This is a genomic window from Marinobacter sp. CH_CUG1437-1 (assembly GCF_037029655.1).
Classification (GTDB): domain Bacteria; phylum Pseudomonadota; class Gammaproteobacteria; order Pseudomonadales; family Oleiphilaceae; genus Marinobacter; species Marinobacter salsuginis.
The window spans coordinates 1-16,921 of the sequence record NZ_JAYMEW010000009.1 but is presented as its reverse complement, the minus strand read 5'-3'; the positions used below and the strand labels follow the sequence as shown (position 1 = coordinate 16,921).

Here is a 16,921-nt window from a genome sequence, read left to right as displayed (position 1 = left end):
GATGTCTGGAGACCGTTCTCGCTTTTTTACGCTGAACTTTCTCGGCTTTTCCACGCTGATAGCGTTGGCTGACCAGGCCATTAAATGGCTGGTCCAGCAATCCATGGCTTACGGGCAATCGGTTGAGATCACTTCTTTCTTTAATTGGGTGCACGTATGGAATAAAGGCGCTGCCTTTAGTCTCTTCGCCGATGGCGGGGGCTGGCAGCGATACTTTTTTATCGCAATAGCCGTTGTCGTCTCAGCTGTTCTGGTCAAATTGATTCGGGACAGCCATCAACGAACAGAAGCCCTAGCTTACGCCATGGTTCTTGGAGGCGCACTGGGAAATGTCATCGACCGAGTTTTTCGAGGCCACGTTGTCGATTACCTGGATTTCCATTGGCAATCCTGGCATTGGCCGGCGTTCAACCTTGCCGACGTGTTCATCGTCCTGGGCGTGATCATGATTTTGGTCACGGGCTTCACAGCCGAGAAAGGTGTTGGGAACAACACGAAAAATCGCCAGAATGACTAGTTTTCGCGCGGTCGCATCACTCGCTAAGCCCTCTGAGTCCGGCTTAGCGAGTGTTGCGACTACGTTTAATTGAACAGCAACGACCAAGGAGAAAACAATGGGCCACGAGCATGTTCACATGTCACCGGATACTAAGGATAAGAGAGTTGCAGTAGCTATCTGGGCGAACGGTATCCTAACCTTGGCTCAGATCGCTGGAGGGATCTTCGCTGGCAGCTTGGCGCTGATAGCCGACGCTATACACAACTTTTCGGATATGGCGTCACTATTTATTGCATTTGCGGCGCGGAAGATTGCACGCCGCCCGGCCGACTCGAAGATGACCTTTGGCTACGGGAGAATTGAGATTGTTGCGGCACTTATAAATTACACCACTTTGATTATGATCGGGGCATATTTAATCTACGAAGGTGGCATGCGATTCCTAGATCCCCCGGAAATCAAGGGCTGGTGGGTAGTTTGGCTTGGCATTATCGCATTGGTAGTGGATGGTTTGACCGCGTTGCTCACTTACTCCATGCAAAAGGACAGCGTCAACATCCGTGCGCTGTTTCTACACAACTTGTCTGATGCGTTTGCGTCAATTGCAGTCGTTGTAGGCGGCGCCCTGATTCTCCTGTACGACATGCGTTGGGTTGATCCCGCGATCACAATTGGTATCGCAAGCTATATTCTCTACCTGGGCTTAACGGAAATCGGCGGAACCATCCGGACACTCATGCTGGGTAGCCCAGTGGATATCGACACAGATTCTGTCATCGAGGCTTTATCAAACGTAGAAGGCGTTTTAGACCTTCACCACGTACATTTCTGGCAGATGGGTGAGCATGATGCCTCCCTCGACGCCCATGTGGTGGTCGAAATAAGTGCATGGAATGAACTTGAAAAAGTCAAGGGCCGGATAAAACGAACTTTGGATAACGAGTTCAGCATCACTCATTCAACATTGGAGTTTGAACACCCTGATCACAGTCACAAAGATGCCCATACTTATGGCCATGGCTAACAGGGCTGCTGAAATGGGTGCCGTGTGGCAGATCGACTGCGAATGGCCGACATGCCACACGGTTAAGAACACCTTATGCGAGACGTAATTGAACGCCATCAGGTCTGGGCCTACCTCATCGCTGTTTTTTCCGGCCTCATTGCCGGATGGACCTCTTCCCTCGGCGACAGGGTGCAGGAGTGCCAGAGCACCCGAGCCATTGCGGCAACGCCGGTTCTGTTGATTGCTCAACTGGCTCTTCTTGCACTTTACCTCTGGCTTTTCCTGGGCAATCAGTTCGACGTAAATCTTGAGCTTGGGCGACACCTCCTGCCGGCCTTTGTCGGGCTGCTTGTTGTCCCCCTTATCCTGGCATTTCTGACTGAAAAATGGGCGGAAAAGTCCGAAAAAGCCACCGGGTTGATTCGCTTCATGGGTCTGATGCCGGTCCCTCTGCTGACAGTCGTACTTTTCATCATCTCAATGACACAAGTCAGCCAGATCGACAGTACCGGCCCACTTATCTGGCCCTTGATGATTCTGTTTCCGGCCTATTTGCTAGCTGAGGCTCCGGTTGGAAAGACTCTGCGCCGGGTCTTTCGATTACCGGTAGCAACCGGTCGCACCGTCATTTTCAGCCTTGGCACCCGCAACTCCTTCGTGGTTTAACCTCTGGCATTGTCGCTACCAGAGGCCTGGGCCGCGGCTGTCGTGGTGATTGTCGTGCAGTCCCTGGTGGAACTTATTGATATGATGTTTTATCTGAGGTGGCTTCCCAATCGGCTGCTACCGAATACCGGAAAATCTGACACTCGTTAAACTTATCTAAAATAGGAAGATCTTACGTGCGTACCCGAACCCTGGTCACAAGCCTCGTTCTTTTTTGTCTGGTTGTCTTCGCGGCCGCTTTCGTTTATTACGATCGTTCTCAAGGCATTGATGAACCCGCCGTTGTTGAAAAAACGCCGCTGGTGAGAGATTACTCTCCCGTTATCGGCCCTGAGGACGCGCCGGTAACCATTGTCGAATTCTTCGACCCATCCTGCGAAGGCTGTCGCGCCATGCATCCCTATGTGAAACAGATTCAGGCTGCATACCCGGACAACGTGCGTCTGGTCCTGCGCTACGTATTGTTTCACAAAGGCTCGGAAGAGGCCGTCAGAATTCTGGAAACCGCCCGCGAACAGGGGATCTACGAGCCGGTGCTTGACGCTGTCATGGAAGCCCAACCCCAGTGGCATGACGATCCAAAGGTCGCCGCAGCATGGGATGCGGCGGAGTCAGCCGGGCTTGATTTAGAAGCCGCCCGGGCCGGTATGAACTCGCAGGAGATTGACCGCATTATTCAACAGGATGCGGCTGACGTGAAAGCGGTTGGAATTTCTGGAACCCCAACCTTTTACGTCAACGGGGACACCTTAAGTCGGCTGGGACCCCAAGAACTGTACGACCTTGTCACCTCCAAGGTAGAGTCGCCTCAATAACAACTTCAGAACCGGCAACGCTATGTCACTGCTTGACTACTTATTACCTTACGATTTCTCGCCGCTGACCATACTGAGCTACATGCTCGTGATGGGGTTCTATGGCGTTGGGCTATTTCGGATGCCGGAACAGGACCGGCCAGGCGCACTGCGGATCTTTGCGTTCACCCTGGGGGTGATGATCTGTTATGCGGTGATGCAGACCCGCTTCGATTACTACGCGCAATACATGTTCTTCGTCCATCGGGGCCAGCATCTGATCCTTCATCATATTGGGCCTATCCTGATCGCGCTTTCCAATCCCTTGCCGGTCATGCGGTTCTGGTTTGAAAAAATCAGCCCAGGCTGGAGGCGCACGCTCCGGCCTCTGGGTTGGTTTTATCAGGTCCTGCAACAACCCTTCATCGCCCTATTCCTGTTTGTCGGGCTCATTTATTTCTGGCTGTGGCCATCAATCCATTTCGACGCCATGCTCAGCCGGGATCTGTACTGGGTCATGAACTGGAGCATGTTACTGGATGGCCTGCTGTTCTGGTGGTTGATCTTCGACCCGCGACCGCCTGCGATCACCTCATCGCTGGGGTATGGCAGACGCATGTTGGTTCTGGCTGCCGCAGGTGTGCTTCAGATGTTTCTTGGGGCGTGGATCGTGTTCTCACGTGACATGGTCTACGACGTTTACGAAGTCTGTGGCAGGGCCTGGCCGCTGGACCCGGAAGTCGACCAGCTCCTGGGCGGCATGCTGACCTATATCCCTCCCGCTATGATGAGCATCCTTGGCATTCTTCTGATGCTTCGGCGAGCCATGCATCAGGACGGAAAATATGCCAATCAATCCAAACCACTTGAGGAAACAGCGTCATGAGAACTCGCTTCTGGCGACAGCGCACCAACATCATATCGGCGACCTTAACGCTGATTGCATCCCTATTGCTGACTGGTTGCTTTGCCAATGACGAGGAAGACTGGAACGGTAAAAACATCAGTGGCTTGATGCCTGAGCTGGAATTCGACCTGATCAATAGCCAGGGCGAGTCGGTATCTGGCGAGGATTACAGTGGACGGGTGAGAATGCTGTTTTTCGGGTTCACCTCGTGCCCCGATGTTTGCCCAACCGCCCTGCAAAAGCTCAATCAGGCAACCAGTGGCCTGGCCCCGACGCTTCAGGATGAAGTACTCACTTTGTTCGTGAGTGTCGATCCGAAACGTGACACGCCTGAGCGCCTCGCAAAATACGTGGATTTTTTCGGTGACAATATTGTAGGACTCACTGGAAATGAACCCCAGCTTCGTGAACTCGCAAAACGATATAGAACCACCTTCGGTTATGACGAACCTGACCCCGATGGAAATTATGCGGTGTCACACAGCAGCGCGATTTATGTATTTGATCGCGAGGGTAACCCCCGCCTTTTAATTCGGCCCGATTTGAGCGGGGAAGAAATTCGGCATGATCTCGTTGCTCTTATTCAGGAGGATTCCTGACTGAATAGACTGTCCCAACTCGAATTGGGACAGTCCTGATTGGCGGGCAGATACAAATTGGTTAAGCAGAGCCGGAGAGTGTCTCAATAATTCGGCAATCCATAATAACCCCGCCTTCACAACACGCACTCAGTCTTTCCAACTCGTGTTCCATCGCACGCAAATCTTTCAGTCGAGAGCGCACCTGTTCCAACTGTTGTTCAACTTTGGCGTCTACTCCAGCGCAGGACTCCTGATGTCGATCTGCTAGCGACAGCAGCTCTCGAATATCGTCAAGGCTGAAACCGAGCCCCCGGCTTCGTCGGATAAACAGCAGCCGCGAATAATCCGCTTTGGCGTACAGTCGATATCCGGAGTCCGAGCGGATCGCTTTCGGTAACAGTCCAATTCTTTCGTAGTAGCGGATGGTTACGGGCTTGATGCCCGTATCATCAGCCAACCGACCGACCGTGTAGGTTTTTTCGCTCATCATCATTGACCTTATAGTTACTATAACCCCTATTGTATCGTTGTATTGCAAATACTAGGAGGGTTCGTCGTGGATAGCTGCTGTGAAAACAAGGCCGGTGAACTGGCACAATTGCGAGCGAGCCAAAGCCGGGTGCTTTACATTGCGCTTGCCATAAACGCAGTGATGTTTGTGGTGGAATTCAGCGCCGGCTGGATTGCAAGCTCTACCGCGTTGCTGGGCGATTCGCTGGATATGTTCGGCGACGCGTCTGTCTATGCACTGACACTGTTCGTGCTGGACCGAAGCCGTCGCGCGCGTGCCGGAGCGGCTTTGTTCAAAGGCGGCTTTATGCTGTTGTTCGGGCTTGTTGTTGTCGCCGATGCCATCCGCAAGCTGGTGATACAGGAAGTGCCGGCCGCCGAGTGGATGGGCGCTGTCGGCGCTCTTGCTCTTTTTGCAAACGGCGTTTGTTTTGTGTTGCTCTACCGTCATCGTGCGGACGACCTCAACATGCGTTCCACCTGGATGTGTTCCAGGAACGATCTGTTCGCCAACAGCAGTGTCATCATTGCGGCTGGATTGGTCGCCCTCACCAATACCCTCTGGCCGGACATCATTGTGGGCCTCGCCATTGCTGCGCTTTTCCTGCATTCCGCCTGGCAAGTCATCAGTGAAGGTATGGGGGAATGGCGTGCCGGTGGCGCAGAATCCGCCAACCAATCGGACGAAGGTGAGGTCGCCACTACCGGAGACAACTGCTGTTCTTCATCGCAAAGCACGTGTGGCAGTGCATCGGAAGAGCCATCCCGGTGACCAACAATAACCAGGTGATTCCATGGGGGCTGCTGCTGTCGGCCTGGCTACTGGCGTTGGTGTCCTCGCTTTCAGCCATCTACATCGGGGAAGTTCTCGGGCAGGCTCCGTGCGTTCTGTGCTGGTTTCAGCGCGCCTTCATGTTTCCGTTGGCGGTGATTCTCGCAGTCGCCTGCTACTACTCGGATTTCAACGTTTGGCGCTACGCTATGCCGCTGGCTGTTATTGGCTCCCTGTTCGCTCTGGCCCACTCACTGCTTTATGTGGGGATAATTCCACAACCCATTCAGCCCTGCACGGCCACTGGCCCGTCCTGCTCGGGTGACGGAATGACGATATTTGGTGGGCTGCCGCTTCCGTTTCTATCGCTGGCCATTTTCGTTGCCATCATAATTCTGCTCTTGCTTGTCCGTCGGAGAATTCATTCATGAATCGTCGTGCCATCGTTGTTGTCGTGTGTCTCGTGCTGATCGCAGCCTTTTCGGCCGCTGTCTTGTTCAAGCCACAGCCCCAGCAGCCTCAAAAAACGGCCACCACCGGTGAAAAGTCTGTTGTCGCTTCCGAACCGATCGCGAACCAACAAGCATTGGTACGCTTCCATTCGCCCACATTCGGGCCTGCCGACGCACCGGTGACCATCGTTGAGTTTTTCGACCCCTCCTGCGAAGCCTGCCGGGCGTTCTACCCCATCGTGAAACAGATTCTTGCTGAGTATCCAGGTCAGGTGCGCCTTGTTTTGCGTTACACACTGTTCCATCAGGGTTCCGAGGAAGTCTCCAGAATTCTGGAAGCAGCTCGCCTGCAAGATGTCTATGAACCGGTGCTGGAAGCTGTGTTGGAGGTGCAGCCTGCCTGGCACGACGACCCGAAGGTTGCCAAGGCATGGGGAGCGGCCGAGGCAGCCGGTCTGGACCTGTCCCAAGCCCGTGAGGATATGCAATCCGAACGGATAAGCGCCATCCTTGATCAAGACATGCAGGACGTCAAAACCATCGGCGTTCGGGGCACCCCGACTTTTTTCGTGAATGGCCGCCAACTCACGGAGTTTGGTCCCAAACCGCTACTTCGCCTTGTTCAGGAGTCGCTCCCAGACGCACAGCAATAGCGACCGGTGTCGATTAAAACACGGATGGGCTTGATGCCCTCCACCGTCAACTGAACTCAGAAAGTTGAGGACTCACGGAAATGCCAGATCTTGCGACATGGGGAATGCTGGCTGCTTTTTTTGGCGGCCTGGTGTCTTTTTTCTCACCCTGCACTCTGCCGCTGGTTCCGGGGTATCTCTCGGTCGTTACGGGCGGCACCGTCACAGACCGTTCGAGTCGACTGCAATCTCTGTGGCTCAGTATCTGTTTTGTCCTTGGATTCAGTGTGGTGTTCATCGCTTTTGGTGCCAGCGCTAGTCTGCTCGGTCAGTGGCTGATGGCCTACCGGCAGGAAGCCAATCTGGTGGCGGGCATTCTGATCGTGCTGATGGGGCTATTTATGCTGGGCTGGTGGAGCATGCCCGCGCTACAGCGCGACTGGCGCTTTGGGCAAACCCTTGAGGGTGGACGGCCCACGGCAGCGTTTCTTCTCGGTTTGGCCTTTGCCGTCGGATGGACACCGTGTATTGGCCCGATATTGGGCGCTATCCTGGCTCTCAGTTCCACCCATGCGAATGCTGAAACCGGCATGCTGTACCTGGCCGTTTATTCGCTGGGGTTGGCAATTCCATTTTTGGCAACGGCTCTATTTATTGAGCACTTTCGGGCGCGAGTGCGCTGGATGAGCCGCTGGAGTCAGTCACTGAGAATTCTGGCAGGGCTGGTTCTGGTTGTTATGGGGGTAATGGTGCTGACGGGACAGATGACCCGGTTTGCATCATGGATGTTATCCGCATTTCCGGTACTCGGAAGACTCGGTTGATCCCGGGCAAATCTTTGCCCACCACTCAGCTGGCCGATAAGGCAGGAGAACCGAGCAGTGAACAGTGAACTCAAGGCGTTCTATCTGACAGAACTGGCAGCAGCCGCTGATGCAGACAATCAGGGCGATGTCGATACAGCGTTCAGACATCTTGAACGGGCTCATATTCTGAGCCAGAAGTTCGCGTTAGCGCACACGACAACACATTTGCGCATGCTACGGCTCGGCTGGCACACGCGCGATGCTCGCGAGGTTCTCGGTCAGCTGGCTCGGGCCTTCGCTGCGTTGCTGGTTTCACGAATCTGGGTTCCTGTCGGCAATACGGGACGTGCCAACGTCAGCGCATTTGAACCGATGGCGGTGCCGGAAGACTTGGCGATTGTTCTGGGACACCAGAAGCCTTCCAACACGTAACTGAAGGACACCACTTTATGATCACACCCTGCTTCCAACACCACACAAAGCGCTTTGCATCCATTGCATTAATGATGCTGGCAATCCTCCTTGTTGGCTGCATGGGCGATGATGCGCCGGATTGGCACGGAACAGACATCAGCGGCGTGATGCCCAAGCTTGAATTCGATTTGATCGACAGTCAGGGAGCACCGGTTTCAGGCGATGATTACAGTGGTCAGGTACGAATGCTGTTTTTCGGATTTACCTCTTGCCCTGATGTTTGCCCCACTGCTCTGCAAAAACTCAGTCAGGCCGTTAGCGGCCTGAGCCCGGAAAACCAGGAGGAGGTACTTACGCTGTTCGTCAGCGTTGACCCTCAGCGCGATACGCCCGAGCGCCTGGCAGAGTATGTCAATTTTTTTGGTGAAAGGATCGTCGGGCTGACCGGCAAAACCTCTGACCTACGCACACTTACCCAGCGATACCGGACCACGTTCGGGCATGAAGAACCGGACGCAGAAGGTGATTACGCCGTCACTCACAGCGGCGCAGTTTATGTGTTTGATCGTGAGGGTAATCCACGCCTGCTTATCCGACCGGAAGATTTAAGCGCTCAAGCCATTCGGCAGGACCTTGTTGCCCTTCTTGAAGAAAGTTCCTGAATGACTGAAGGATTCGATAGTGTTCTTTGCAAGGGCGTTTGTAAAGGCCCTGTTCGACAATCCTCAAGTCCGATAGTCTCCACGCATTCCTGTTCGCATGAGGCACAATAATCGCTGGCGCATTTTCCTTCCATCTCTGCCGTGCAATGATTTAGCGTTTCCAACTTGTTCCGGCAATGATACCGGATGAAATGGATGCGATTTGCCTGGAGGCACTGGAGGAAGCCCTGACTCGAATGTTCGCTTTTGTTTAGGTTCGGACAATTTATGGTTACAAAGCGCGGCCACTTTATGGTTTTACTACCAACGTTTTCCACAGGTACTTTAGCGAACTGAGTGGGCTACTTGAACTGCGCCTGATCTGAGGCTTTGTCGAAAGGAATTGAAGACAGAAATTGATACCAGTCCTCTCCCCGGCGAGTCACACCACTTGGCAGGTGTCGCGTTTGCCAGGCATCCTTGCCGGCGTTGAGTCTTGATCGTCCTGATCAAACGACTCGACGGCATTGTCTGGTTTTCAGCTGGCTGGCAAAAGCAGACAAATCTGTAAGGCGGGTGGGATTTATCCTACAGGGGATTGTATTGAACACCGGCTATGACATGACGTAATGGCCTGGGCATTTGAGATATAGGGGAAGTCAGTGAAGTATTTCCAGCATGCTCTGTTGGTTGTGGTGGTGTTCATCGTGCCCGGAGTTGCCAACGCTGAGATGGTCAAGAAGACGTCTTCTGGCATATGTCACCCTCCCGCAAGCTCCTACTACGACAGAACCAACAATTTCAGACCGTTTGATTCTGTTGAGGAGTGTTTAGCCAGTGGTGGCCGGTTACCCAATGGGCTGGCTCAAAAACACTCCATGCTGTCGTTGAAAGACAGCTCGAACTCCTACGACAGATCAACTTTTGGACATGGCTGGGATGACGCCGATGGTGACTGCCAGAACAGCCGCGCCGAGGCGTTGATCGCAACATCGAGCACAACCGTGCGTTTCGCGACTGACAGAAAATGTCGGGTTATTACTGGCCGCTGGATAAGCCGCTTCACCGGTAATGTCATTCAGAACAGTAGCGAGATCGATATTGATCACGTAGTTCCCCTGAAGTGGGCCTGGAATCACGGAGCAAAGGGTTGGTCGCAAGTGAAGAGAGAAAGGTTTGCGAACGATATGGTCAATCTCTGGCCGGTAGAACTGAGCCTCAACAGAAGCAAAGGAGCCCGCGGACCGGATGAGTGGTTGCCACCTTTAGGGCAGTGCGGATACGTGGCGAGGTTTCGGCGAATCGTGAAGCAGTATGACCTTCAACCTTCGTCATCTGAAACAGTATGGATAACGTATTTTCTGGATAAGTGTCGCGGCTGACGACTCGCTAAACTGAGTAGTATGAAACGGCTGCCACCCAAGCGAGGCTTTGTGAATAAGAAAGCGTTGACTGAGCGGGAGCTCTTGGAAGGCCTTGATGCTTAGTCAGCGCACGCTGACGAATTAGCCACACTGCTTCCTCAAGAACTTTCGCCACTGGAACGGCTGAGAGGTTCTGTTTTGAGCTATGAGCGGCCGACGGACCCAGTTTGGGAGGAGTATCCCGATTCAGACGAAGGTCTTGTGGACGATTTCATGAAATACAGGGAAGAGCCGCTCCGAAAGAGTTGAAAAGTGGGTACCAGTACAGGACCTAGCCGTGTTCATAATACTTTGCCTGGCTAGGACGGCGAGAAAACACAGAGCAAACTATCGACCTGTTTCCATATTAAACGCTCCTTCTTTCACAGCTCGTCTCCACCATAGGATTTTCAGTCAATGGCCGACTTGGAGGAGTATTCTGATGCTCTTGGTGAACAGAACGGAAGATAGATTATGGGTTTTCTCAGCTGATAAACCCGCATTAGATTACTAGGCATCTATTGGAGTGAGAGGACTCATTGGTTGGCTCGAGCATCGCATTCATTATTTAACTCGCAGCTGTCAGTCACGCCGAAACCTTTTTAGATTCAAAATACCGTCTTGTCTGCTTCAGATGCTGAATTGATCCGCTAGTCATGAATTCAATAGCCGATAACCCGGAAAATGGAGGCTCGCTAGTGGACAAACGCATTCTGCGACTCGCTCGTTCGTCATTTGGGTACATCGCTCGTAGTGATTTGTATATTCCCAGGATATAACTGATGCGTTCGAGCATCTCTGGAGAAAGCATCAGGTGAGGTAGTTTCAGATAGTCGTCGAGAGTTCTCTTTGAAACTCCACCCAACAATAATCTAATTTCCTCTTCCGAGCAGTCCCACTCACTGCAAATGCCAAAAAAACCTTTTAGCGCAATGTGGCCCTGAATCGCGCCTGGATCTGAATGCTCGGGTTTCTCATTGCTCATATCAAACATATTTGTTGCCTATTGAACTTATACAGACAGACAAAAGGATACCTGGACTAAACCGGTAGAATCGTTTCCGCTCCGGCCAAATCTCGACCATTATTTATCAATAAAGTGAACTCGTCAGCCGGATGGATCCTTTGCTCGAATGCTTGAACTCTACGTAACCAACCCTCGCTGACGAGACCGCTAAAATAGGCCGTTAGTTGCCCAACCTGCTCAAATGACTCAAGTTGAAGAGGAAGACTTAAACTAAGAGCAGGCTTACAACTCTGCACATAACCCGGGTCGTACTGAAACCAGATGGATACCCCATCTCTCTCAAGGTGGCCCGCCAGGTCTCCATGGAAAAAACTCGTGCGCGCGTCGACATTTCGTTTTCCCCGAAACTAATTGATCTTTTGGCTGATAGGAACTTAGTCGATACCTGCAAGCGCTTGTGCAGTCGAATCACGTCAAAAGGTCAGAATAATCCTTTAAACTCCTGGACATCACTTGATGTCCGGATAGGCTAAGTGCCAGTGGCAAAAAGAGAAAGAACCTCATCCCAGTATTGGCTGCTAACACGGAGATCGATTTTTTCTTCCTTTGAAAACCTATTATCATTATCAACGCTTTCAGCCAAAACTTGCTCGTCCAGAGCCCAACTGAACGGCAAATTCTCCTCTTGATCGAACTTCATTGCTTTCGATCGTTGAGTACCTCGAGACTCTGAATCCGGGAAGAATGAAACAACGTTTTCCCCTGGTAGATCCTCTCCGATCCGATGGGCAAATTCCGCCAAATTTGGTTCGGCCAACACATAGAGCCAAGCACTTGTATTCGCCGGATCCGTTTGCTGGCGCCTAAGAATCCGACCGAGCACCTGCCGGAAATGCAGTTCGGTTCGGACTCGACTGAGGTGACAGCAAACCTGAAGTCTCGGAATGTCGGTGCCTTCACTGATCATTCCAACCGAAATAATCCAACGGTTGGACGACGTCTTGAAATTGGAGATAATGCGCTGCGCTTCAAGGGTTTGGTAGGTGACTATAATTGGATGTTGCTCAATCATCGAAAGGCGCTTTGCTATTTGTTCAGCGTGTGCCACAGATGCTGCTACAACCAGCCCTCCCGCCCAAGGCGTATGTTCGCGTATGCTTGTTAATCTTGCTGATGCTTCCGAGAGAATCTGGTCAATGACTTCGTCTCTGAACAGGAAGTCCGGGTAGGTAATGTGCTCATTTTGAAGAGATTCGCTGATACTGGCGAAGGTTTTACACCCGGATTCCCCCGATCTAATGCTGATCTCGCGATTGTCTGTAAGAACGATCTTCGGTGCCCGGCATACGCCGTCCGAAACAGCTTGTCGCAGGCCGTACTCGTAATCACAGGATATCTGACCATTACATGTTGTGTAATGAGAAAGAACGATTGGACTGTCGTCAGTGCGCCAAGGAGTGCCAGAGAGCGCCATGGTGTAACGTGCCTTTCCCTGAATCTTATCCAGAATGGTTCGTCCCCAGCTATTGCCAATCAGGGAATTCTCCCAAACGACTCCTGAGCAATGATGAATTTCGTCGAGAACCACAAGGACGCGATGTTCGCGCAATACCTGCCATAACTCTTCGGGCAGGGTGTCCATGGATTGGTAAGTATAAGATCCCCCAGCTGCCCCGATCTGACCATTGAAACTCTTTCCAAGAATTTGACTGAACGTTAAAGCCACACCATGGGCTACGGCACGAGATGGCGAGAAGCACACGACAAAATCGATTTTGTCCTGCTGGAAGAGGGCCTTGGCAACAGATGCCACCATCACTGTTTTACCAGCGCCTGGTGTTGCGTGACAGAGGAAGTGAGACTGGTTATCAAAAACCGAAAGAGCTTTCTCTTTGCATTCAACCTGCCATCTGCGGAGTTGGGTCATGCATCCCATCCGATATCCGCAAGTACAGTTTCGACGGCACGTAGCTGGCCCAGCAATTTCGTACTTCGGTCGCGGGACTCAAGATATTGAGTTCTGACCGTTTGCTGAAGCGCGGGGAATTTGTTGTAAAGGCGTTGATACTCTTCTGCCTCGCCAATGCTAGCCACGAGTTCAACCTTTCGTTTCGAAAGCTCTTCTTTCAATCTTTTCAGTGTTGCGGGATCAATAGAGGACTCGTTTTTCTGCTCTGGTTGCGCAAAAGGGGAGCGTTTGTTTTCCAAAGAAATCGCGGAAGGCACGCCTCGGAAGATGAATTTGCAGCCTCTGCCTGTTTCACCATCGTGCCTTTCTATAACGCTCGCAGACTCTAGACGGAGTAATTCCTTGTAGATGTGTTTCCGAATCAAATTGCGATCAGGGTTCGTTGGGTGTGATATCTGAGCCAGGTAAAGATCGCGAATCGAAGTCGTTGAAAAGGGACTATTCGTCTGTTGCTTCATGAGCGAAAGCAAAATGTGATCGACGCGAATTTTTTTCATTTCGTTCATGAGAGAGTCCTAATTTGGTCTGATGGTCGATCGGCGCTATTTAATAAAATGGGTAGTATATGCCGTGGCTCCTGATGCCTCAAGAAAGCATAGTCTTGTCTTTTATGGGGACAAGAAATGCGATCGCTGGTTTGTAAGGCGTTTGGACAAAACCTTCGCTCAGTTCGCCAATTAAAAGGACTCTCTCAAGAGGGTCTGGCGCGTCTAGCCGAGATAGATAGAAGTTACTTAGGAAAAGTCGAAAGGGGAGAGGTCAATATAACCATTGAAAAAATTTACTTACTTGCAGAATGCCTACAGTGCTCACCAAAGACTTTGGTACTCGATGTTGATCAGTTGGGAGGATAACTCTAACTCCGATCATCGCTGAGTCTCATTGTATTGCCTTCAACGCACGCCGGGCCCCAACACCGCATCCCCGCAATGATTAGAGGGTGTCCTGCTCAGGTTCTCGGGTATTCAAGTAGATCCAGGCATTCCCTCCGAAGAACCAAAATTATGAAATCTCGACGCTCTACTTCCTGTATTTACCGTATGTCGAAAGCCCTCTCCATAGAGGCAATTGGGTACTACCCATTCTTCCCACTAAACTAGACAGAAGATTAAAAGTCACTCGTGGTCCGTGACCCTACCCCAATCACATCTGGGGCATGGATTTTGCCTCAGACGCACTGTTTGATGGTCGGCGACTGCGCCTGCTGACGATCATCGACCTATTCACCCGAGCGTGCCTTGGCATTGTGATTGGACAGAGCCTGAAGGACCGCGATGTTCAAGAAGCCCTGACGGCGATTGCGCGCTTCCGGGGCAACCCGGACGTGCTTAAGACCGACAACGGTTCGGAGTTCGCCGGCAAGGTCATGGATCGCTGGGCCTATGAGCGGAACATCGAAATCGACTTCTCACGGCCCGGAAAGCCTACCGACAACGCAACGGTAGAATCGTTCAATGGACGACTCCGGCAGGAGTGTCTGAATGAAAATTGGTTCTTGTCACTGGCCGACGCCAGGGAGAAAATCGAAGCGTGGAGGACGTTCTATAACCAAGTCAGACCCCATTCCGCATTGGAGTGGTGCACGCCCTCTGACTACGCCAGAAAACATGCGGTTTCACGAAGAAAGCAGAAGCAATTGGAGCCGGGTTTTTCCAACTCTAGGTGGACCCAATACGGGGTCAGGGTCATCAGTCTCGCGCGAAACCTGATAAGTAGTGTGACGCGCTAGAGAGGAGCGTGGCCGTGAATGCTTTATGGGGAGAGGGATAAACGCCTGACTGATTCGTACTCGCCTCCCAGGCGATCTTCCGCGGCTTTTCGAATTGATTCCAGTTCTGCCAAAACATAATAAATGACTTCACCGGCACCTTCGGATGAAGCGCTACTGTAAACGTTACTAGACAAAACTCTGAGTTTATCCATAGCTCTTTCAATTGAGGTTGTGAGCTCACGTGCAGAGCTTACATAGTCGAACACCTCGAGCTCCTCCCATGCCCAATCAATGTAGTGGAATAGACTATCTTCAGATCCATGCCCGGTGAAGGTCGCCACACGACGTAATATTGTTCGGTAGTCACCTTCACTGATTAACGCCCTGGTGGCTCCGGGGTGACTCTGGGAAAAGGCGATTAAATGCAGCTTTACCATATTGGTTACGAATCTGTGCCGAAACATGCTAAGGCACGCTCTCTCATCAATGCCTGAAGCTGCCGCAACCCGCTGGAATTCTTTAATCAATGATGAGCCAGTAATCGGCGCACCTGTTCGGCACCCCAAAAAAACTTTATCTTGCGGACGAACCTCAACCTTTTGACCTCTCAAACGTTGAAGCAACTCTCTTCTGTGCTTGTGTATGAAAACTTCAAGCTTAATCGCAGTTTCTTTATCTAGAGGTATACACCTTTTAGGATCAATGCCTTTTCTTCTTTTCATCGTAACAAGCGTTATCTTACCCTTTGAAACGCAGTTTTCATTGTCTGATGCGCTCAGCATCGCTGCCTCGCCCGGCCGACATCCTGTCGCCTCAAATAAAAGAAGCAATAGCTCGCGACGAGCTCGTAGATAGTTCCTTTGATCAACATCAAGATTCTTTTGAGCCTTGTAACAAAGGGTCTTCACCCCATCCCAAAGAAGATTTCTTAAGTGGCTTGTAAGGGGCTTTTTTGGATCAGCAGCATCCGGTGTAGGAGTAAATGGATATTTTAGGCTGAGAGAATGTTCACCTCTTCGGTTACTAAGTTTTTTTTCCAGAAGCGATATTTGTGGAGCAATTCGCCTTGGCCCCACGATGTTCCTGTCATGTACGACATGGGTTTGTAGCCAAATTAAAAACTCAATCGCGGTGTCAATGACACGAGCAACAGTATTGTCATTTCGTCGCTTTACAGCTGATCCGACACACTTCTTTTCTGCACGCAAAGATTGAACAAACTGGTAGAAGTTGTCGTCGTGCAAATCCCAAAATTCGATACCAACTTCCCAACAAAACCTCACGAGATGGGATAAGTCAGAAGCGACAACTTTTAGCGAGCCTCCGTCATTCGATCGCAGCTTTAACCGGCGTCCCTTCTCCAATAGAAACATCTCGGCGTAGACGCAAGGCCGCCCGTCGGGCCAATACATAGCGAAAACCGCATCAACTACTTCTGTGACTCCGTGAAAGCTTTTTCCCAAAGGGTCGAAATGGGCATGAGATGGTAAGACAGCTTTTCGGCAAAGGCAGAAAAGCTGCTTACTCGCCATCTTTGACACCACTTAACACCCGAAGCCCCAGAGCTTCTCCAAAAGTGGCGGTGTGTCGTTCTAGCTGTGCAGCCAACGATACATCTCGTGTTACTGAAGCCTGCAGAAGCGTCAAAGCGTCGAAATAGGCACGATTCAAAGTTACGCGAATCCTAACGGACTCGTCCAATTGATTTCTCAGCCTCTTGATCTCCGCAGCTTGCCGATCAACTCTGGATATCGAACTTTTTCTTTGAATTTTAGATACCTTGCGCCGAATACCGTCTAAGCCAGCCCATCCGCCATCTTCGATCTCACGATCTGCTGCTGCTTTCAATGTATTCAGGCTCACGGGAAAAATCCTGCGCTCTGGCAAGCTCCAAGCAGCCAGTCGAGACTGACTTCTACATATTTTGATGATGTCAACAGGAATCGTTTTACGTTCCGCTATGGTGCATAAGAAGCGGTAACGTTCTAGCGCAGCTTTCGAATTCGGAGTGCTCGGATTACAAGGAATACCTTCACGATCCATCTTCAACGACCTCGTTCACTCGAAAAGCAATTACAGTTTTGACCAGGTTATCTCTCGAGTGCATTTCATATTGTTAGTGGCCAATTAAAGTGACCCACTACTGGCCATTAATTTTGACCCACCTCCGAGTGGCCGTCAGGCCACAGAA

21 protein-coding genes and 1 pseudogene are annotated in these 16,921 nt (G+C 51.4%); 15 read left to right on the top strand and 7 right to left on the bottom strand.

Annotated features, from left to right (window positions below; all coding sequences use genetic code 11):
• The first annotated feature begins 1 nt into the window (after nt 1).
• From lspA to WA411_RS17790, 6 genes are all read left to right on the top strand, one after another.
• A complete protein-coding gene (gene lspA / locus WA411_RS17815) occupies nt 2–517 on the top strand; it encodes a signal peptidase II (RefSeq protein WP_062785137.1) in 516 nt (171 codons plus the stop codon).
• Nucleotides 518–614: 97 nt separating this feature from the next.
• Nucleotides 615–1,523, top strand: a complete 909-nt coding sequence (locus WA411_RS17810; protein WP_041644856.1) for a cation diffusion facilitator family transporter — start codon at nt 615–617, stop codon at nt 1,521–1,523.
• Between the two features lie 75 nt (nt 1,524–1,598).
• Nucleotides 1,599–2,171 (top strand): hypothetical protein, encoded by a 573-nt coding sequence (locus WA411_RS17805; RefSeq protein WP_014575725.1) that lies wholly within the window; start codon nt 1,599–1,601, stop codon nt 2,169–2,171.
• A 176-nt stretch (nt 2,172–2,347) separates the two neighbouring features.
• Nucleotides 2,348–2,986, top strand: a complete 639-nt coding sequence (locus WA411_RS17800) for a DsbA family protein (RefSeq protein ID WP_014575723.1) — start codon at nt 2,348–2,350, stop codon at nt 2,984–2,986.
• A 22-nt stretch (nt 2,987–3,008) separates the two neighbouring features.
• The gene (locus WA411_RS17795) at nt 3,009–3,851 is read left to right on the top strand and encodes a cytochrome c oxidase assembly protein (protein WP_014575722.1); all 843 of its coding nucleotides are present in this window, start codon (nt 3,009–3,011) and stop codon (nt 3,849–3,851) included.
• Nucleotides 3,848–4,471, top strand: coding sequence for an SCO family protein (locus WA411_RS17790; RefSeq protein ID WP_014575721.1), 624 nt, complete (start codon nt 3,848–3,850; stop codon nt 4,469–4,471). The genes WA411_RS17795 and WA411_RS17790 overlap by 4 nt, the downstream gene beginning before the upstream one ends.
• Nucleotides 4,472–4,532: 61 nt before the next feature.
• Here the strand turns inward: WA411_RS17790 and WA411_RS17785 are convergent, their stop codons facing one another.
• Entirely contained in the window at nt 4,533–4,940 is a 408-nt protein-coding gene (locus WA411_RS17785) for a MerR family transcriptional regulator (protein WP_041644855.1), read from the bottom strand.
• A 69-nt stretch (nt 4,941–5,009) separates the two neighbouring features.
• On the opposite strand from WA411_RS17785, the gene WA411_RS17780 reads away from it, so the two are divergent.
• The 7 genes from WA411_RS17780 (at nt 5,010) to WA411_RS17750 (ending at nt 10,062) form a co-directional block, all read left to right on the top strand.
• Nucleotides 5,010–5,735 (top strand): cation diffusion facilitator family transporter, encoded by a 726-nt coding sequence (locus tag WA411_RS17780; RefSeq protein ID WP_062785141.1) that lies wholly within the window; start codon nt 5,010–5,012, stop codon nt 5,733–5,735.
• Entirely contained in the window at nt 5,732–6,166 is a 435-nt protein-coding gene (locus tag WA411_RS17775; protein WP_014575718.1) for a disulfide bond formation protein B, read from the top strand. The genes WA411_RS17780 and WA411_RS17775 overlap by 4 nt, the downstream gene beginning before the upstream one ends.
• Nucleotides 6,163–6,840 (top strand): DsbA family protein, encoded by a 678-nt coding sequence (locus WA411_RS17770; protein ID WP_014575717.1) that lies wholly within the window; start codon nt 6,163–6,165, stop codon nt 6,838–6,840. Before WA411_RS17775 ends, WA411_RS17770 begins: the two co-directional genes overlap by 4 nt.
• An 80-nt stretch (nt 6,841–6,920) precedes the next feature.
• Nucleotides 6,921–7,643 (top strand): cytochrome c biogenesis CcdA family protein, encoded by a 723-nt coding sequence (locus WA411_RS17765; protein ID WP_041644854.1) that lies wholly within the window; start codon nt 6,921–6,923, stop codon nt 7,641–7,643.
• 57 nt (nt 7,644–7,700) lie between these two features.
• Nucleotides 7,701–8,057, top strand: coding sequence for a DUF3703 domain-containing protein (locus tag WA411_RS17760; RefSeq protein WP_014575715.1), 357 nt, complete (start codon nt 7,701–7,703; stop codon nt 8,055–8,057).
• 17 nt (nt 8,058–8,074) lie between these two features.
• On the top strand, nt 8,075–8,701 hold the full coding sequence (locus WA411_RS17755) for an SCO family protein (RefSeq protein WP_041644852.1): 627 nt from the start codon (nt 8,075–8,077) through the stop codon (nt 8,699–8,701).
• Nucleotides 8,702–9,342: 641 nt separating this feature from the next.
• Nucleotides 9,343–10,062, top strand: coding sequence for an HNH endonuclease family protein (locus WA411_RS17750; RefSeq protein ID WP_291910154.1), 720 nt, complete (start codon nt 9,343–9,345; stop codon nt 10,060–10,062).
• A gap of 607 nt (nt 10,063–10,669) precedes the next feature.
• Here WA411_RS17750 and WA411_RS17745 read toward each other — a convergent pair.
• The 4 genes from WA411_RS17745 to WA411_RS17735 form a co-directional block, all read right to left on the bottom strand.
• Complete coding sequence (locus tag WA411_RS17745) at nt 10,670–11,077, bottom strand: antitoxin Xre-like helix-turn-helix domain-containing protein (protein ID WP_291910157.1); 408 nt, start codon at nt 11,075–11,077, stop codon at nt 10,670–10,672.
• 47 nt (nt 11,078–11,124) lie between these two features.
• A complete protein-coding gene (locus WA411_RS19115; RefSeq protein WP_366674208.1) occupies nt 11,125–11,406 on the bottom strand; it encodes a HipA N-terminal domain-containing protein in 282 nt (93 codons plus the stop codon).
• Between the two features lie 173 nt (nt 11,407–11,579).
• Nucleotides 11,580–12,977, bottom strand: coding sequence for a DEAD/DEAH box helicase (locus WA411_RS17740; RefSeq protein ID WP_291910159.1), 1,398 nt, complete (start codon nt 12,975–12,977; stop codon nt 11,580–11,582).
• Complete coding sequence (locus WA411_RS17735) at nt 12,974–13,525, bottom strand: hypothetical protein (RefSeq protein WP_291910161.1); 552 nt, start codon at nt 13,523–13,525, stop codon at nt 12,974–12,976. The genes WA411_RS17740 and WA411_RS17735 overlap by 4 nt, the downstream gene beginning before the upstream one ends.
• A 117-nt stretch (nt 13,526–13,642) precedes the next feature.
• Between WA411_RS17735 and WA411_RS17730 the strand changes: the two genes are divergently transcribed.
• Complete coding sequence (locus tag WA411_RS17730) at nt 13,643–13,873, top strand: helix-turn-helix domain-containing protein (RefSeq protein ID WP_291910163.1); 231 nt, start codon at nt 13,643–13,645, stop codon at nt 13,871–13,873.
• A 284-nt stretch (nt 13,874–14,157) separates the two neighbouring features.
• A pseudogene (locus WA411_RS17725) lies at nt 14,158–14,619 on the top strand (IS3 family transposase); the annotation flags it as partial.
• Between the two features lie 152 nt (nt 14,620–14,771).
• Here the strand turns inward: WA411_RS17725 and WA411_RS17720 are convergent.
• Both WA411_RS17720 and WA411_RS17715 read right to left on the bottom strand, forming a co-directional pair.
• Complete coding sequence (locus tag WA411_RS17720; RefSeq protein ID WP_291910165.1) at nt 14,772–16,262, bottom strand: tyrosine-type recombinase/integrase; 1,491 nt, start codon at nt 16,260–16,262, stop codon at nt 14,772–14,774.
• Complete coding sequence (locus WA411_RS17715) at nt 16,252–16,773, bottom strand: hypothetical protein (protein ID WP_291910167.1); 522 nt, start codon at nt 16,771–16,773, stop codon at nt 16,252–16,254. Before WA411_RS17715 ends, WA411_RS17720 begins: the two co-directional genes overlap by 11 nt.
• Between the last annotated feature and the right edge of the window lie 148 nt (nt 16,774–16,921).

Bases quoted from the DNA above. Each gene is read 5' to 3' on its own strand.
- WA411_RS17755 (WP_041644852.1), top strand. From the start codon at position 8,075: ATGATCACACCCTGCTTCCAACACCACACAAAGCGCTTTGCATCCATT.
- WA411_RS17765 (WP_041644854.1), top strand. From the start codon at position 6,921: ATGCCAGATCTTGCGACATGGGGAATGCTGGCTGCTTTTTTTGGCGGC.
- WA411_RS17740 (WP_291910159.1), bottom strand. From the start codon at position 12,977: ATGACCCAACTCCGCAGATGGCAGGTTGAATGCAAAGAGAAAGCTCTT.
- WA411_RS17745 (WP_291910157.1), bottom strand. From the start codon at position 11,077: ATGTTTGATATGAGCAATGAGAAACCCGAGCATTCAGATCCAGGCGCG.
- WA411_RS17730 (WP_291910163.1), top strand. From the start codon at position 13,643: ATGCGATCGCTGGTTTGTAAGGCGTTTGGACAAAACCTTCGCTCAGTT.
- WA411_RS17810 (WP_041644856.1), top strand. From the start codon at position 615: ATGGGCCACGAGCATGTTCACATGTCACCGGATACTAAGGATAAGAGA.
- WA411_RS17785 (WP_041644855.1), bottom strand. From the start codon at position 4,940: ATGAGCGAAAAAACCTACACGGTCGGTCGGTTGGCTGATGATACGGGC.
- WA411_RS17795 (WP_014575722.1), top strand. From the start codon at position 3,009: ATGTCACTGCTTGACTACTTATTACCTTACGATTTCTCGCCGCTGACC.
- lspA (WP_062785137.1), top strand. From the start codon at position 2: ATGTCTGGAGACCGTTCTCGCTTTTTTACGCTGAACTTTCTCGGCTTT.
- WA411_RS17770 (WP_014575717.1), top strand. From the start codon at position 6,163: ATGAATCGTCGTGCCATCGTTGTTGTCGTGTGTCTCGTGCTGATCGCA.
- WA411_RS17805 (WP_014575725.1), top strand. From the start codon at position 1,599: ATGCGAGACGTAATTGAACGCCATCAGGTCTGGGCCTACCTCATCGCT.
- WA411_RS17715 (WP_291910167.1), bottom strand. From the start codon at position 16,773: ATGGATCGTGAAGGTATTCCTTGTAATCCGAGCACTCCGAATTCGAAA.
- WA411_RS17790 (WP_014575721.1), top strand. From the start codon at position 3,848: ATGAGAACTCGCTTCTGGCGACAGCGCACCAACATCATATCGGCGACC.
- WA411_RS17720 (WP_291910165.1), bottom strand. From the start codon at position 16,262: ATGGCGAGTAAGCAGCTTTTCTGCCTTTGCCGAAAAGCTGTCTTACCA.
- WA411_RS17735 (WP_291910161.1), bottom strand. From the start codon at position 13,525: ATGAACGAAATGAAAAAAATTCGCGTCGATCACATTTTGCTTTCGCTC.